This is a genomic window from Sphingopyxis sp. H073, assembly GCF_001468395.1.
Taxonomy (GTDB): Bacteria; Pseudomonadota; Alphaproteobacteria; order Sphingomonadales; family Sphingomonadaceae; genus Sphingopyxis.
In genome coordinates this window covers 55,857-70,876 of sequence record NZ_LNSG01000002.1, presented here as the reverse complement: position 1 = coordinate 70,876, position 15,020 = coordinate 55,857, and the positions used below count along the sequence as shown (strand labels likewise).

Here is a 15,020-nt window from a genome sequence, read left to right as displayed (position 1 = left end):
ACGGGCGGGCAGGTCATGCTTGATTCTGAAGTCCCGTTTGTGAGAAAATCACGCTCGACGCGCTGGCAGGGGCTGCCGGTGCCGAGCTGTCCGTGCGGATCGCCGATCGCCTTTCGATCGACATCTGCGCGGGCACAAGGCCTTTGAAGGAGCCCCGCATGGAAAGTCCAGCCCGTGAATTGGCGCGCCGCCTCGCCGAAAATGCCGAGGCCGTGTGCCGCCACTATCTCCCCAACGGTCGCCGCGAAGGCCGCTACTGGCTTGTCGGCGATGTCCGGGGGACGCCCGGTCGCAGCCTCTACCTTCTCCTGTCGGCGTCGGCTGACGCGCGGGGCCGGGCGGGCAAATGGACCGATGCCGCGAGCGGCGAACATGGCGACCTGCTCGATGTCATCGCCGCCAGTTGCGGTCACGTCGATTTGCGCGAGACGCTCGCCGAGGCGCGGCGATTTTTGAGCATGCCGATGCCGGAGCCGACCGGATCACCATCCCCGCGCTCGCGCAAGGTGTCGATGGGAACGCCCGTGGCCGCGCGGCGGCTTTGGGCTGCGTCGAAGCCGATCGCCGGGACGTTGGCAGTCGCTTATCTTGCATCGCGCGGGATCGATATCGACCCAGGCAATGGTGCGATCCGCTTTCATCCGCGCTGCTATTACCGGGCGTCGAGCGATGACGCTCCCGACGTGCGGACTGCCTGGCCGGCCATGATCGCCGCCGTGACCGACGATGCCGGCCAGATCGCCGGCGTCCATCGCACCTGGCTCGATCCGGCGGGAAGCAAGGCGCCGGTCGCCTGTCCCCGCCGCGCGATGGGAAATCTGCTCGGACATGGCGTGCGGTTCGGATCTGCGGCGGACGTCATGGCCGCGGGCGAAGGTGTCGAGACGGTCCTTTCGCTTCGCGAATTTCTGCCGGAGCTGCCGATGATCGCGGGTCTGTCGGCGGCGCATCTCGCCGCGATCCATTTTCCCGAACCGCTGCGCCGTCTCTATGTCGCGCGCGACGATGACGCCGCCGGGTCCTGGGCGATGAAGACCTTGGCCGCGCGCGCCGAGCCGCTCGGGATCGAGATCGTCCCGCTCGATCCGCGGCTTGACGATTTCAACAGCGATCTTGTTCGGATGGGCCGGGAAGAAATGGCGGCCCGGCTTCGCGCCCGGATGCTACCGCTCGATGCGGGGCGCTTCCTCGATAGCGTGAAGGTCTCGTGATCGACTGTTCGATGGCCGCTCTCAATTCGAGCCATTGAGCTTGCGTTCGAGGTCCGCGATATTTTCGATGATCGCCTCGAATTCGGGCGGCTCGCCGAAGATCATCGTCGCCATGGCGCGATAATCCTGCCTCAAATCATCGGTCATCCCCTTCTCGGGACAAAGGACGAATGTCGGCGGCTGCGCCGACGCGAGGTCGAAATCGGGACGATTGAAGAACATCCGCGCATGCGCGACACAGTCCTCGCCGAGGGCCCGGTCCTTCAACGCGCGTTGCCCGGCCTCGGACTGCATCAACTGATGAAGGTCATAATAGTGGCGCGATACGCGTTGGCGGTTGCCGCGAAGTTGCCCCCGGATCTCATACCATCGCCGCAGTCCGTGCAGGATGACGACCTTGTCCCAAAAGGTGCGCTCGGCATCGACGATGGTCACATTGGGGACCGCAAGGTCGATCGCCGGTAGATCCTCGTCGACATAGGGTGCGATGCTGCGGCGGCTATTGGGATCGAGCGCCGATTTCGCGCCCGACTCGATCTTCACGCTCTTCGCGATATAGGCATCTTCGCTCGTCACGCTGGGGTAGGCGATCAGCAATGTCTGGCGGTCCTTCGCATCGGGAAGAACCTGGATCGATCCCGCTTTGAGCCCGGCACGTTCGCAGCATTCGGCCGCGATGACGGTCAGGTGCTCGAGAAGCGCGCCGTTGATATAGGCCTCGCACGCATCCCGGATCGCGTCGAGCGCGGCTTCGCGCTTCTTTCGGCTCAAGGCCGCCAGCTCGTCGATCGACGCCGGCACGCCGAGATCGTCGCGAAAGACCGTCACGTCTATGTCTTCGGAGAAGCGGCGGATCAAGCCGAAGCCTTTGGACAGCGAGGTCCCGCCCTTGAAGAGCAGCCGGGGACCATCGGGCAAGCCGTTGAACAGCGCGTCCAGCGTCCAGCACACCCAGAAATCCTTCTCGACATTCTGCGGCGTGGTGCCGAGCCGCTGCGCGGTGGTGGTGAAAAGGCCGCTCCAGGTCTGCGCTTCGGTGCGCAATATCTCGTCGAAGCCGGGGTTCATTCATCGCTCTCCGGACGGACGACGAGCGGGCGGAGCAATTCCTGCATCCACACGGGCAAACTTGCCATGCCATCGGCAAGATCGGCGCGCAGTATCGCGCCATGGACGGGATCGCTCAACAGCTGCACGAGCCGGTCGCGCCATTGGCCGTTCTCGTCACCGGACATCGTGTCGCGCAGCCAGTGCAGCGCCTGGACGATCCGCATTGCCGGCCGTCCCGCCCAGAACAGCTTGCTCGCCGCCGTCGACTTGAAAATGATCGGCATGTTGCCGAGCTTGATCGCTTTGAGCCGCGTCTCGGCATGGACGATGACCTTCGCCGGCACCGCGTTGGTGAAGCCGAGATCGTTGGCGGCGGTCATGCCATCGACGAGGACGCGAATCTGGTCGCGGCGCGCCACGGCGTCGATCACCGCCTTTGGGCTGGGGGGATTGGCCTGGTGGGTCAGTTCATTATGCGCAGGCTTGTCATAGAGGCCGCGGTCGATCCGGCGCAATTCGCCGGACTTGCTGAGCCGCTGGAGAGTCTTGTCGACTGCGTCTCGCCCCCCGAGATCGAGAAAATCGCTGGGCGTCCAGACGCTGCCCGGCATGGCTGCGCGATCGAGGATGGCGGCTTTCAATCCGGATGCGGGCATGTTCATGTCCGAAATATGTAGCGGTATTTCGGACAGATGCCAAGAAGCCTGTCCGAAAAACATGGTAGGATTTCGGACATGGCGAGCGCCGCTTCTTCCGGCGCCCGGCCGGCTTGCCTCATTCCGGAGGCCGCGCCTCCGGCCTTCGCTGGAGGGCGACTGCGGCGGCGGGTACGGGCACCGCAATGGCGGATGCACGGCTATTTTCCGCCGGGGCTGCGCCCCTTTGCATCGCGAGGCAAAATAGCCGCGCCCCTGCCATCCTCCGCTGAAGCTTCGGCCGCGCGTGCCGCGCGGTGCGGACCCGCACCCGCCGCCGCGGGGGCGTCGCCGCGAAGGCCGCGAGAGGCGCGGCCACCAGAAGCGAGGCATGATATGACCGACCTGTCCGACATTTCCGAACGCGGCGAGCCCGCCGAGCCCGGCGCCAGCGCATATCTCCTCCAGGAAATGCAGCTCTACGGCTTTCGCCCCTTCGAGGACGAACCCGATGGCCGCCCGCTTCCCGATGATCGGCTCGCCGGCGGCGCCGTCGCCGACATCTTCGATGCGCTCGCGGGCTGTCTCGTCGACACCAGGATCGAACCCGATCTCGAGGATCTGCTCTGGGGCGTCGTCAATCTCTTCCATGGCGCCGGAACGCGGATCGAACGCGAGCTCGACCGCAACGAGGCGGCGCAGCGCGATCTCCAGCGCGAGCAGGATGGCAGCGAAATCCGCTCGGTCGAACTCGAGCGCGCGATCGCCGAAGGCATCACCCTGATCGAGCGGCGCGACGCGATGGAATTTTTCCGCGAATGCGCCGCCGAACAGTTTCGTATCCACGCCCGCAAGGCCTGGGTCCCGCGCACCGGGTCGCGCATCCGCCACCAGGCGATGACCGCCGCGATGATCGACAGCCGCGACTTCATGGACCGCCGCCTCCGCGAAAAGGCCAAGGCGTTGATCCCCGAGGGCACGCGCATCGCGTTCAGCGGCGGACCCGCGTGCAACGATCACCGGCATATCTGGTCGGCGCTCGACAAGGTTCATGCGCGTCACGCCGACATGGTCCTGCTCCACGGCGCGACTCCGACCGGCGCCGAACGCGCCGCTGCCTGCTGGGCCGACGCGCGGAAAGTGCCGCAGGTCGCATTCCGTCCCGACTGGAACCGCGACAAGAAAGCGGCGCCCTTCAAGCGCAACGAGCGCATGATCGACGCCATGCCCGCCGGGCTCATCGTCTTCTCGGGCACCGGCATCCAGGACAATCTCGTCGACAAGGCGCGGGCGTTCGGCATTCCGGTCTGGGATTTCCGCATCCGCGAGGCGCCATGAGGTGTCGATTTGGATCTGACGAAGCTTGCCTTCCGGCGAGCAGAATTACACAGGTGAATATCGATGCGTACCGATCTCGATCATCTTCCGGCCAACAAGCAGCGCGAGCTCGACCGCGTGAAGGCGATCATCTTCGAAGAATTCGAAGATGCCGTCGCGCTTTCGACGATGGGCTGGAAGAAGAAGGGCCGGATCGACAAGGTGATCCTCTATGGCAGCTATGCCCGCGGCGGCTGGGTCGACGAGCCGCACACCGCCAAGGGCTATCGCTCCGACTTCGATCTGCTCATCATCGTCAACGACAAGCGCCTCACCGACAAGATCGACTTCTGGTCGAAGCTCGAGGATCGGCTGACCCGCGAGCTTGCGATCGACAAGACGCTGCACACGCCGGTGAATTTCATCGTCCACACCTTGCAGGAAGTGAACGACGGGCTCGCGCATGGGCGCTATTTCTTCATGGACGTCGCACGCGACGGGATCGCGCTCTACGAATATGACGACAAGGAATTGCATACGCCGAAGCCGAAAACGCCCGAGCAGGCGTTGGCGATGGCGAAGGAGTATTTTGAGGAGTGGATGCCTCAGGCTAACGCCTTCTTCAAAATGCACGAGGCAGGGCGGGCAGAAGGCGCGCTCAAACAGGCGTCATTCGTTCTTCATCAGGCGACGGAGAGCCTATATCATTGCGTCCTGCTGGTCTGCAGCTTCTACACGCCCCATGTTCACAATCTCGGCTTCCTGCGGACGCAGGCAGAGAGGCTCGACATGCGCTTGGTCGATGCTTGGCCGCGCCAGTTGAAAGCAGATCGAGCGCGGTTCGAGAAACTGAAAGAGGCTTATGTGAAGGCCCGCTACTCGAAGCATTTTCGCATCACCGAAGCGGACCTCATCTGGCTTGCCGCGCGCGTCGAGGAACTCGGTCGGGCAGTTCACGAAATCTGTTCGGAGCGCATTGCAGAGCTTGAGGCCAATTGCCGCCCGGTTTGATAGCCCAGTTGCGATCAATCTCGGCGCAATGATAGTTGCACGGGATACAATGTGTTGCCTCACAGCATCACCCCGCAAGATTCCGTTACGGCAGCCTGATTCCACTGGCGTTTGATGTCGACCCGATTAATGCGCGTGCGGCGACCCAAATGGAGGGCTCCTCCATTCTCCTGCGGCGACTCCATTGGGGTCGCCGCTTTTGCTTGGCGGCTTTGCGCCTCATGTCGGTCGTTGCGACGGGTACCGCGCACCGCCTGAAAGCGGACGTCAAATTTCCTCAGGATCACGGCAACGCAGTTACATATTACTCCCGCTTGTGGCGCCCCAATCACCAGTGGCCGCCTGACCGCTAACGGCCAATCTTGCTGGGGCTTTCGTTTGTCGATCTGCCTGACTATCGCAGCATTATGACAAAGCGGCCGACCATAGCGGAGCGAGTGGCAGGACTGGTCCGCAGGATGGACGGGACGCCGCTTTGCGACGAATGTATCGCCGACCGGCTCGACCTCTCGTCGATCGCACAGGCGAGCGTCGTCACCAGTTCGGCGAGCGGGACCGGAGGTTTCGAACGGTTGAGAGGACCGTGCGGTCTCTGCGGGGAGCCAGGGCCGGTCATTCGCTACAACGGTTGAACGTCCGGAAACTGGCCGGCAAAATCGAGCGCGGCTGAATTGGGCGTGCTCTGGCGCCGGCGGGCGGCGCCAGGGGCCGCGCGTTGCTTTGGGCCGCGCGGCGCACTCGGCTCACACTCCTTGCCGGGCGGCGGCTGGCCCCCAGGCCCGCGCGCACGCCGCCCGGCCGCGGGCTCGCCAAGAGCGCCTTCTTCTCGGGCGCTTCGCGCAGGCGTCGAGGCCCTGTGGAATGATTGCAGGGCCTGGGGCGGCAATTGTCGGCCTGCTTTGCTCCAAAGCATCCGGCCCTCTCCGCCGTCCGCGGTCGCACTGAGGATCGTACTATTTTCTCTTGTGGGTCGCGGGGAAAGCCCTTGCGGGACCTCGGCGACCGAGTCCGCCGGGACCAGATGGAGCGTCGCGCGTCGGCTGGGTTTCGGCAGCGTGGGCAACGCTCCTTGGCCTGCCCGAGGTCACCCCCTCCTGTCGCCCTTTTGCGGGTCCGGCTCGCCTCTGGCCGTCAACCCCATGCGGGGTTCGCCCTCGCGTGCCGCTCGGTGACGGCAGCTCGCGGCCCCTTCTTCCGGCGCCATCGGGGATGTCCCCCGAGCAAGCGAAGGAGATTTTATATGCCCACCATTGCCAACCTCAACGTCAAGGCCGACGGCAGCTTCGAAGGCACGCTGGCCACCCTCAACGTCACCGCGCCGATCGCCATCGTGCCCAATGGCCGCAAGACCAAGGAAAACGAGCCCGATTACCGCATCCTCAGCCGCAAGAACGGCTTCGAGCTCGGCGCCGGCTGGAAGCGTTTCTCGCAGAGCAACGGCGCCGAATATGTGTCGGTGACCATGTCGGCCCCCGAATTCGGGACCATCTACGGCAATGTCGCCAATGCGCCGGGCGATGATCCGATGAAGAAGGTCATCATCTGGAACCCGCCGGCCTGACGGCCATCCGGCTCCGCCTTCGGGCGGAGCCGGTTTCTCTTTCTGTCGATGGACGGCCGTTTTCGGGCCGCCGTTCGGCATGTTTGGCCCGGCAGGCCCTTGGCCAACTGGGGAACTGCGCAGGGGTTCTGCCTGACGGGCCGCATGTCGCGGGGCTTCGAAAATCATGATCTGATCGGCGTGGTGGATCGCTGGTTTGGCGTGTCGGGGAGTATTCGGTCAGGCGCCGGGAAGCGGAAGCAAGGGGGCGATGGGGCGGCATGGGGGCTGCCGCATGGGCGCGGGCCATCCCCGCTCTCGATTGCCGCTGATCCCTTGGCCGAGGACTGGCCTCCTTCAATCAACCCGTAAAGGGTCCCCACGCTGCGCTCGGGCCGCGGCTTTGCCGCGATGATTGCGGCCAGTCCCCTTCCGGCGGGGCGCCTGTCGAGCGGGAATGGCCCGCTCCCAAGGACAGGAGTTCATCCCATGCCGCTTACCACCGCCCAATCGCTCGGCTGGAACCTCGCCCGGACCATGATGACCGTGATCATCCTTATCGAAACCAGCGCCGGTTATTCTGTGATGCCGCTCGACGAATTCGATGGCGACCCCGAAACGATCGTTTGCGAATATGATCCCTTCAACCGCTGACCCTTTGAAAATAGGTCCAGATTGGGGCCGGTTCGGGTTCATCCCCGGACCGGCTTCTACTATGCTTCGCGCGCAGGTTGCGCTGTGGAGGTGGTGGCGGGCGCGTCCGACAGGAGGACGTTCATGACCCTTATGCTCATTCTCGGCGCCATCGCAGCGCTCTATTGTCTCCGGCTGCTATTCCGCAGCGCCAAGTTCGCGATGCCGGTCGGCGCCGCGATCGCGCTCGGCTTCGCATTGCGCGATCTCGGCTTTGGCTGGTTGACGATCCTGGGGTCGGCGCTGATCGCGGGACTTGCCGTCCTGGCTCTTGGCCGGCGGTTGGTGCGCGGCGCGGCCCCGCTCCCCGTGAAGCTCTGCGTCATCCTGACGTTCGTCGGCGCTGCGGCCTTTGCCGGCTATCAGGCCGGGACAGCGCTCGCCATCTTGGGCGGGCTTGAAGCGGGTGCGGAGCAAGGCCTCGCCATCCTCGCCGGCCTTGTGACCGGCTATGCGAGTTGGCACGACCTTGTTTCTCCCGCGGATTCAACCGAGCGACCGGCTTTGCCCGCCTAGGCTGTCCTCCCCCTCTTCTTCTCTTTTCCTCCCGGCCGATTGGCGATGCGTCCATACTGCGGTCCTCCCGTTGCGGTCTCTCGACATGCGCCATCTGTCATCGGGACGCTTTGCTGACCGGCTTGGTGCAACGGCGCGCGCGCGTCTTTCTTCCCCCGGCGTGCCGCCGTTCCTCGCGAAACAAGAAAGACGGGTGCGCGCCGTCCTCCGCCTTGCTCCGGGCCGCGGCTGCACCGCCGGTCCCCGCTGACCTTCGATGCGCATCGAGACCGCGATGGTGCGGTCCGAGCCAAGGAAGGAATGCATCATGGCCAAGATCGGCACATTCAAGAAAGTCTCCGGAGAATTTCGGGGGAGCATCGTCACCCTCTCGGTGCAGGCAAAGTCGGTTCGCATCGCGCCCGAGGAAAATCCGAGCGGCAACGCCCCCAGCCACCGCGTCTTCGTGGGCGACGTCGAAGTCGGCGCGGCCTGGGAAAAGCAGACACAGGACAAGCGCCCCTATCTGTCGGTCAAGCTCGACGACCCGAGCTTCACGGCGCCGGTCTTCGCGCAGCTCTTCGCGGGCGAAGGCGATGAGCATGACCTCGTCTGGAACCGCCAGGCGCGCCGCGGCGACTGACGCTCCTATCCCGCCCGGCATCGCCGGGCGGGATACCCATTTCTGGGGATATGGCTCCCCGCCCCATGGAATTGGCGGCTTGGGCGTCGTCGCCAAATCTCGTGCCTCGCACGGAGGCACGCATGGCGGAGGAAGCAAGGGACGAAGGGGGCAGCAGCGTGCGGCTCGATTTCCCCGGCTTCGCGCAGGAATTTCTTCGCCGCAATCCCGCATATCGCTGCGACTATGAGAGGGTCATGTCGGATCGGGATGGCGACCCGACGGCCCAGGAGGTGATGGCCCGGCGGTGGGGCCTTTGCTTTCCCGGCCGATCCCCATCTGTCGGCGCTTGGAGCGCCTGCCTTCTGGGACCCGGCCGAGTGTCCTCAGGTCATAATCCTCGGCCCTGCAGTGGCGGCTTCTAGGAATAGTCCGCATTTCGATCTTGCCCGGTGGCCTCCGGCCATCGCCTCGCGCTCGGTGGGCGACGAGACGCATCTGGTGATGAGCGATGGTGTGTCCTTTCATCGGGTCTGCCTGCGTGACGCGGCCGCCGGACGCCCCCTTGCTTCGCTTATCCCGTGCGACGCGCTGCTCGATGTCCGCCTGCAGGCCCTCGCAGGCTTGGACCGATGGCTGCGCGGCGCGCGGAGCGCGGCGCAACCATTCGGCCCGACCGCCTATCAGGCGCGGCGTCTCCAACTCTTACTGGCCATCCTCAACCTTCGCCAAGACGGCGAGGTTACGAGCCATATGGTCGCGCAGCGCCTCGTCTATCCGCGCCTCTCGATCGGACAGGGCGCCGCCTGGAAGTCCTCTCCCGAGCGCCGCCGGACCCAGCGCCTTATCCACGAGGCCGACGCGCTTGCCGCGGGCGGCTATCGCACGCTGCTCGCCGGCCGCGCGGGGCGACAAAAATAGCTCGGCGATTCAGCCGCTCCCCCGCGCTCCCGCTTTCGCGCCACGACGCCCCATCGCGCGCTGCCCCGCCTTTTCGGGAGCCGCCGCTGGAAGGAGCATCCCATGACCCCCGCGCACCCTCCCCGTTATCTGAGGACCCCTGACGCGGCGCGCCGCGTCGGCCTCTCGCCGCGAACGCTCGAAAAGCATCGCTGCTATGGCACCGGCCCGGCCTATCGCAAACTCGGTGGGCGCGTGGTCTATGCGATCGACGAACTCGATGCATGGGTCGAACTCGGGCGGCGCTCGTCGACCTCCGATCCGGGCGTCGGCACCGTGCATCCGGCGCGCCGGGGACTCGCCTGATGCCGCGCGCTGTCGCAGCGCCCGGCGTTTCGCTCTCCTGCCCCGGCCACGGTAGCGGATGTGTTTCCGCGTCGCCCCACGGCTGCGGCTTGACCGAGGTCGAACTGACCTCGATCGAGGGCCGCCACGAACAATGGATCCGCTTCGGCCGCGTCGCGGCCGAGCGGATATTGAGCCGCAGCACCCGTGTTGTCGCCTTTCGTCCCGGCGGGGTCTTTGCCTTCGTTCGGTGGACGTCGAACGACTTCGGCACCATCCATTCGACCATCGCGATCGCAGTTGCGATGACGCCCGGCGAACCATTTTCGACCCTTCCTTTCGTCCGCCCCGGCGCCGAAATCCTGGCACGGCTCGACGGCTGGCCGAAGGTCCAGCAGGCGCTCGCGGCGATCGACGCGGTGGAGGCGATCGGCATTGAGGCATGCGATGCGTCGCCCGATCATTGGCGCCACGTCGGCAACCGGCTCGCCGCCGGCCTGCCTTACCGGCCCTATGGTCTCGATCGCCACACGGCATGGCTGCGCCGCCGGGCGATCGAGGCATGAACCGCCAGATCTTCCGCGCGACGGTCGGTGCAGCGGCGCTTTTCACCGCTTCCTTTGTTGCCGTCGCCTGGCTGAAGCCGACACCGCGACTGCTCTGGAACGCGAGCGCCAGCGCCCCCATCGGCCTCTACCGGATCGACGTCGGCGCCCGGCCGAGGCTCGGCGACCTTGTCGCCATCGACCCGCCACCGGCGCTCGCGGCCTATCTGTCCCGACGTGGATATCTTCCGCGCGGCGTTCCGCTGCTGAAGCGCGTCGCCGCGCTTCCGGGCTCTCTGGTCTGCCGTTCGGGTGCCTTTGTCACGATCGACGGAGCGGGCGTCGCCCGTGCGCTGGCGCGCGACGGGGCGGACCGTCCGCTCCCTGTCTGGCGACGTTGCCGGATCGTCGGCGCGCAGGAATTATTCCTGATCAATCCCGCGCGGGGCAGCCTCGACGGGCGATATTTCGGGCCGATTTCGGCGTCCGGTCTGATCGGCACGGCGCACCCGGTTCTGACGCGCGCCAACGCCGAAGCATCGCTTCGCTGGCACCGCGCGAGTCCTTCCTTCGAACCAATTGCCGACGAGATGGAGCAAGGACGATGACGGTTGCGCGGCAACGGCGAAGCCTCGCCATCCTGTCTGTCCTGTGCTGGCCGATGCGTGTCGGCGCCCGGCGCGCCGCCATATCGGCTGCGCTGCTTTTGCCGCCGATCTGCACTCCGGCTGCCGCCGCGGCGCAGCCGGAACGCCATCCCTATGCCGCTCCGGTCGCCGAAGCGGCGCAGCGCTTCGGCATCCCGGAGCTCTGGATCTGGCGCGTGATGCACGCCGAAAGCCGCGGCCGGATCGGCGCCGTGTCGCACGCGGGAGCCATGGGGCTCATGCAGATCATGCCCGCAACCTGGGCGTCGCTGACGGCGCGCCACCGGCTCGGTTCGGACCCCTTCGACCCCCGCGCGAACATCCTCGCGGGCGCCGCCTATCTGCGCGCTATGTGGGACCGCTATGGCGATGTCGGGCTTATGCTCGCCGCCTATAATGCGGGTCCGGGCCGCGCCGATGCCTATGTCGCTGGTCGCCGCGGACTGCCCGCCGAGACGCGCGCCTATGTCGCCAAAATTGCACCCGAACTGCACGCCGCCGGTGAAATTGCCGCGATCGCTGCGCCGACCTTGCCGTCGACCGGATGGCGCGGGGCGGGGCTCTTCATCGCACCCCTCGGTGCTGTCGACACCCCGCGCTCGTTCGAATCTGCGGGCAAGACTGCCACGACTTCTGGTGCAGGCTCGCCGTTATTCATTCCTCTGTCCGGGATACACCAACCATGATGCGGCACTGCCCCATAATCAGTCGAGTGGTCCGTCAACCGCGCGGAAAGGATTCAGGCTCAGCAGCAAACTCGCTCGTAGCGGTTTCCGAATCTAACAGCCTTGGTTTCTCGCTTCCGAGGCCTTGGTTCAAGTCTGAGCCGGTTGGCTTTGGAGTAAAGTTGCAGGGCCACGATGCTACGCATCGGACCCGCAATTTGGATACACACCTCACGCACGGGTGCATCCAGCTTTTCCGCCACTTTTCGAGCGGCGGATCCGACGCCGCCTCGAACATCCTGCCCATAAATGGCGGAATTTCGCCACTTTTGGAGACGTCGCATCGGCATCTTGGTCGAGCATCACGATGAAGCTCGTCAGACATACGGTTCGTTTGCCGGCAGAGGTCGACAAGGCGGTGATCGAGCTTGCAAAGGCGAGAGGCGACACCGCCTACGCGATCCTCGCGACATGTGTCGAAGCAGGTGTTGCGGCGCTGTCGAGCCTGCCCGAGGACGGGACCGACAATCGCGAACTCGTCGCCGAACTCGCGTCGATGGGCACCCGGTTGGCGGATGTCGAGCGGATGCTCGACCGCGCCTTGTTCACCGCCTGCGCTTCCTATTGCTATGCGCGCAGCGCCGCCTTTGGTGGCGGGAAGAGCGACGAAGAGATCGGCGCCGAAGTCCGCCGCGCCTATGATCGGCAGCAGCGTCTCTCGCAGGAGGACCGGTCATGACGCGTGATCGGGACCAGCGCATCCACGCCGATGCGCTGCGGCGGCACTGGCGATCGAACCAGGCGCGGCGGTTCAAACGTCATGCGATCATCTTAGCCGGGTCGATTGCACTCGGCGGCCTGGCGCTCCCCTATCTGATGCTGACGCCGGCGACGATGCAGGCGACGGGGACCTGGTATGTCGCCCGCTTGAAGACGTGGATATCGAGCGGCACCGCCGCTGATCCCGGTATCATGATCGGCGGTGGCGGCGAGCGCTACGAAGCATCGGCCCGCGCGGTAGCGGCGCATCCCTATTATCGCCGGTCGGTCGACACGGTAATCGCCTTCTTCATACGCGGATGCTGGCTGGGGTTTGTCGCCTGGCTGTCCGGCCTGATCTTGCTTCGCGGCGCCATGGCCCGGCGTCGTGACCGCATGCTGCGCGATCGCGTTATCGGCGGAACGATCGTCACAACCGAGACGAAGCTCGCGAAGCTGACGGGTTCCGAAGCGGGCGGCCATGCCTTGGCCATCGCGACGGTGCCCATGCCTATGCCCCCGCTGTTCGCGGTCGGTGAAAAGGGCGAGGCCGAGCTCGTCAACTACCGCGTCCATGGCCGCTTCATGATCGCCGATCGCCTGTTCGAACGCGGACAGCTTCGGATGGGTGCCGGACGCGCGGCGCGCGAGGTGGTTATCGAGCGCGTCGGCCGCGTGCGGGGGCGCTCGTGAGCGCGCCGGAACGGGACGAGGAGGAGGTGGTGGAACTCGTCGCTGTCCCTCCCGCAAGCGGCGAGCCCTTTCGGCTTGGTGCCGAGCCGCCGAGCGTCATGCGCCTGTCGCGCAAGGCGCTGGCCATTCTAGGCGCCGCATTGGGGACCGCTATCGGCGGCGCGCTTCTCTATGCGCTGCAGCCCGCCAAGCTCAAGGTGGCCGAGAATCTCTACGATAGCGACCGTGCGAACAAGTCCGAGCTCGTGACCGGAGCGCCGGGCGATTATGGCAAGATCCCGAAGCTCGGCGAGCCGCTCCCTGGCGATCTCGGGCGGCCGATCCTTGCCGCGCGCGAGAATGGCGAGACCGTCCCGGTGCCTCCGATCGGCGCGCCTCCGCCGCCAGACCCGCGAGCCGCTGCGGCGGAGCAAGCCCGCGCGCGTGCAGCCCAGGAACGCGAAAGCGCGCGCGCCAGCCAGCTCTTCCTCGGCGGTGGGGCGTCGGTCACCTCGCAGCTGCCGGTGCTTGGCGAAGGCGTGTTGCGACCGGCGCCCGACAATCTGCAAGCCAACCCGACCGCGGCCGACAAGCGCAAGGGCTTCCTCAGTGGTGATGGCGCCGGTCCGGCAGAGAGCATGGCGCGGCTCGTCCAGCCCTCATCGCCGCATCTGGTCCAGGCGGGCAGCGTGATTCCGGCGGCACTCATCACCGGCATCCGGTCCGACTTGCCGGGCCAGATCACCGCGCAGGTGACCCAGAATGTTTACGACAGCCCCACCGGGCGCATCCTGCTCATTCCGCAGGGTGCTCGGCTGATCGGCGAATATGGCAGCGAGATCGCCGACGGGCAGAGCCGGGTCCTTCTCGCATGGGACCGGCTGATCCTGCCGGGCGGGCGCTCGATTGCTCTCGATCGCCTGCCGGGCGCCGATGCGGCCGGCATGGCCGGGCTTGCCGACCGGACCGATTATCATTGGGGCCATATGCTGAAGGCCACGCTGGTTTCGACGCTGCTGGGCGTCGGCGCCGAACTCGGCGCCGAAGACGAGGATCGCCTCGTTCGGGCGGTGCGGCGCGGCGCGCAGGACAGCATCAACGAGACGGGACGGCAACTCGTCGAACGCCAGCTTGGAGTGAAGCCGACCATCACGGTTCGGTCGGGCGCGATCCTCCGCGTCATTGTGACGCGGGACATCATCCTCGAGCCTCTGGATCGAGGCGGACGATGACCCGGCTCAGGCTCGGTCCGATCGCCGAAGACAAGCCGGTCAAACTGACTCTCGAATTGCCCGGGCTGCTGGCGCGCGATGTAGCGGACTATGCCGCCGTCCATGCGGCGCAGACCGGCCTCGCGACTCCCTTGCCACCTGAACGGCTCATCCCCGCCATGGTCGAGCGCTTCATTGCAGCCGATCGGGGTTTTGCGCGCCTGCGTTCGCGGCGCTGAGCCTGCGTGGCCGCGCGTGTCTTTTTATATGCCGGACTTGCACTTCCGATCCGAACGACGCAGACCGGACGCATTCCTTGGGTGTCGGGGGGCGGATGAATGAGCCAGGAACCGCATCAACGGACCGAACAGGCAAGGTCGGCACTCGCGACGCTCTCGGTCGTCGGAGCGGCCCTCGCTGGCGTTGCTGTCGGTGTGCTCCTGGCTCTGCCCCTACGGTCCATCGCCTGGCCGCTGCTGGCCATCGGCCTCATAGCCCACCTGTTTGCCATGGTCGGAACACGCCGCCTTCTCGCTGCAGGCGGCTATAACCCCCCATGGTGGCAGCGAGCGGGATATTGGCTGTGCTGGGTTGCCATCGCCGCCATCGCCATCATCGCCGCGATGCGGCTGGTCTAGCGGCGCGGCGCCCGGCAAGGGATTGAGCGCATTATAAGGGTGGATGGCTGGCGAACCGCCGGTT

At 65.9% G+C, this 15,020-nt stretch carries 21 protein-coding genes; 19 read left to right on the top strand and 2 right to left on the bottom strand.

The window, feature by feature from the left end:
- The first annotated feature begins 158 nt into the window (after window positions 1–158).
- On the top strand, window positions 159–1,211 hold the full coding sequence (locus ATE64_RS03265) for a toprim domain-containing protein (RefSeq protein WP_058455997.1): 1,053 nt from the start codon (window positions 159–161) through the stop codon (window positions 1,209–1,211).
- 21 nt (window positions 1,212–1,232) lie between these two features.
- On the opposite strand, the gene ATE64_RS03260 is transcribed toward ATE64_RS03265, so the two are convergent.
- Together ATE64_RS03260 and ATE64_RS03255 are read right to left on the bottom strand one after the other, a co-directional pair.
- Window positions 1,233–2,279: a nucleotidyl transferase AbiEii/AbiGii toxin family protein gene (locus ATE64_RS03260; RefSeq protein WP_058455998.1), complete on the bottom strand. Its 1,047-nt coding sequence runs from the start codon at window positions 2,277–2,279 to the stop codon at window positions 1,233–1,235.
- Window positions 2,276–2,923: a DUF6088 family protein gene (locus tag ATE64_RS03255; protein WP_058456045.1), complete on the bottom strand. Its 648-nt coding sequence runs from the start codon at window positions 2,921–2,923 to the stop codon at window positions 2,276–2,278. Before ATE64_RS03255 ends, ATE64_RS03260 begins: the two co-directional genes overlap by 4 nt.
- 369 nt (window positions 2,924–3,292) lie before the next feature.
- Between ATE64_RS03255 and ATE64_RS03250 the strand changes: the two genes are divergently transcribed.
- The 18 genes from ATE64_RS03250 to ATE64_RS03180 all read left to right on the top strand — a co-directional run bounded on the left by ATE64_RS03250 (window position 3,293) and on the right by ATE64_RS03180 (window position 14,956).
- A complete protein-coding gene (locus ATE64_RS03250; RefSeq protein WP_058455999.1) occupies window positions 3,293–4,234 on the top strand; it encodes a DUF2493 domain-containing protein in 942 nt (313 codons plus the stop codon).
- A 63-nt stretch (window positions 4,235–4,297) separates the two neighbouring features.
- The gene (locus tag ATE64_RS03245; protein WP_058456000.1) at window positions 4,298–5,224 is read left to right on the top strand and encodes a HEPN domain-containing protein; all 927 of its coding nucleotides are present in this window, start codon (window positions 4,298–4,300) and stop codon (window positions 5,222–5,224) included.
- Between the two features lie 437 nt (window positions 5,225–5,661).
- A complete protein-coding gene (locus ATE64_RS21470; protein WP_156417340.1) occupies window positions 5,662–5,856 on the top strand; it encodes a hypothetical protein in 195 nt (64 codons plus the stop codon).
- A 608-nt stretch (window positions 5,857–6,464) separates the two neighbouring features.
- The gene (locus ATE64_RS03240; protein ID WP_058456001.1) at window positions 6,465–6,785 is read left to right on the top strand and encodes a DUF736 family protein; all 321 of its coding nucleotides are present in this window, start codon (window positions 6,465–6,467) and stop codon (window positions 6,783–6,785) included.
- Between the two features lie 468 nt (window positions 6,786–7,253).
- On the top strand, window positions 7,254–7,418 hold the full coding sequence (locus ATE64_RS21940) for a hypothetical protein (protein WP_167541738.1): 165 nt from the start codon (window positions 7,254–7,256) through the stop codon (window positions 7,416–7,418).
- Between the two features lie 123 nt (window positions 7,419–7,541).
- Window positions 7,542–7,973, top strand: coding sequence for a hypothetical protein (locus ATE64_RS03235; protein WP_058456002.1), 432 nt, complete (start codon window positions 7,542–7,544; stop codon window positions 7,971–7,973).
- 307 nt (window positions 7,974–8,280) lie between these two features.
- Window positions 8,281–8,595, top strand: a complete 315-nt coding sequence (locus ATE64_RS03230) for a DUF736 domain-containing protein (protein ID WP_058456003.1) — start codon at window positions 8,281–8,283, stop codon at window positions 8,593–8,595.
- Window positions 8,596–8,645: 50 nt separating this feature from the next.
- Window positions 8,646–8,999, top strand: a complete 354-nt coding sequence (locus tag ATE64_RS22155; RefSeq protein ID WP_331458783.1) for a DUF6499 domain-containing protein — start codon at window positions 8,646–8,648, stop codon at window positions 8,997–8,999.
- A 55-nt stretch (window positions 9,000–9,054) separates the two neighbouring features.
- Window positions 9,055–9,495, top strand: coding sequence for a DUF2285 domain-containing protein (locus tag ATE64_RS03225; protein ID WP_041383345.1), 441 nt, complete (start codon window positions 9,055–9,057; stop codon window positions 9,493–9,495).
- 102 nt (window positions 9,496–9,597) lie between these two features.
- The gene (locus ATE64_RS03220; RefSeq protein WP_011542767.1) at window positions 9,598–9,840 is read left to right on the top strand and encodes a helix-turn-helix domain-containing protein; all 243 of its coding nucleotides are present in this window, start codon (window positions 9,598–9,600) and stop codon (window positions 9,838–9,840) included.
- A complete protein-coding gene (locus tag ATE64_RS03215) occupies window positions 9,840–10,385 on the top strand; it encodes a DUF2840 domain-containing protein (RefSeq protein WP_058456004.1) in 546 nt (181 codons plus the stop codon). The genes ATE64_RS03220 and ATE64_RS03215 overlap by 1 nt, the downstream gene beginning before the upstream one ends.
- Window positions 10,382–10,972, top strand: coding sequence for a S26 family signal peptidase (locus ATE64_RS03210; protein ID WP_058456005.1), 591 nt, complete (start codon window positions 10,382–10,384; stop codon window positions 10,970–10,972). The genes ATE64_RS03215 and ATE64_RS03210 overlap by 4 nt, the downstream gene beginning before the upstream one ends.
- Window positions 10,969–11,697 carry a lytic transglycosylase domain-containing protein gene (locus tag ATE64_RS03205; RefSeq protein ID WP_082657699.1) on the top strand — a complete coding sequence of 243 codons (729 nt, stop codon included), beginning with the start codon at window positions 10,969–10,971 and terminating at the stop codon, window positions 11,695–11,697. Before ATE64_RS03210 ends, ATE64_RS03205 begins: the two co-directional genes overlap by 4 nt.
- A gap of 346 nt (window positions 11,698–12,043) precedes the next feature.
- Window positions 12,044–12,415, top strand: a complete 372-nt coding sequence (locus ATE64_RS03200) for a hypothetical protein (RefSeq protein WP_058456006.1) — start codon at window positions 12,044–12,046, stop codon at window positions 12,413–12,415.
- A complete protein-coding gene (locus ATE64_RS22375; protein WP_058456007.1) occupies window positions 12,412–13,128 on the top strand; it encodes a TrbG/VirB9 family P-type conjugative transfer protein in 717 nt (238 codons plus the stop codon). Before ATE64_RS03200 ends, ATE64_RS22375 begins: the two co-directional genes overlap by 4 nt.
- Window positions 13,129–13,157: 29 nt before the next feature.
- Entirely contained in the window at window positions 13,158–14,339 is a 1,182-nt protein-coding gene (locus tag ATE64_RS03190; protein ID WP_058456008.1) for a TrbI/VirB10 family protein, read from the top strand.
- Entirely contained in the window at window positions 14,336–14,557 is a 222-nt protein-coding gene (locus tag ATE64_RS03185) for a DUF2274 domain-containing protein (RefSeq protein ID WP_011542748.1), read from the top strand. The genes ATE64_RS03190 and ATE64_RS03185 overlap by 4 nt, the downstream gene beginning before the upstream one ends.
- 99 nt (window positions 14,558–14,656) lie before the next feature.
- A complete protein-coding gene (locus ATE64_RS03180; RefSeq protein ID WP_058456009.1) occupies window positions 14,657–14,956 on the top strand; it encodes a hypothetical protein in 300 nt (99 codons plus the stop codon).
- Window positions 14,957–15,020 lie beyond the last annotated feature (64 nt).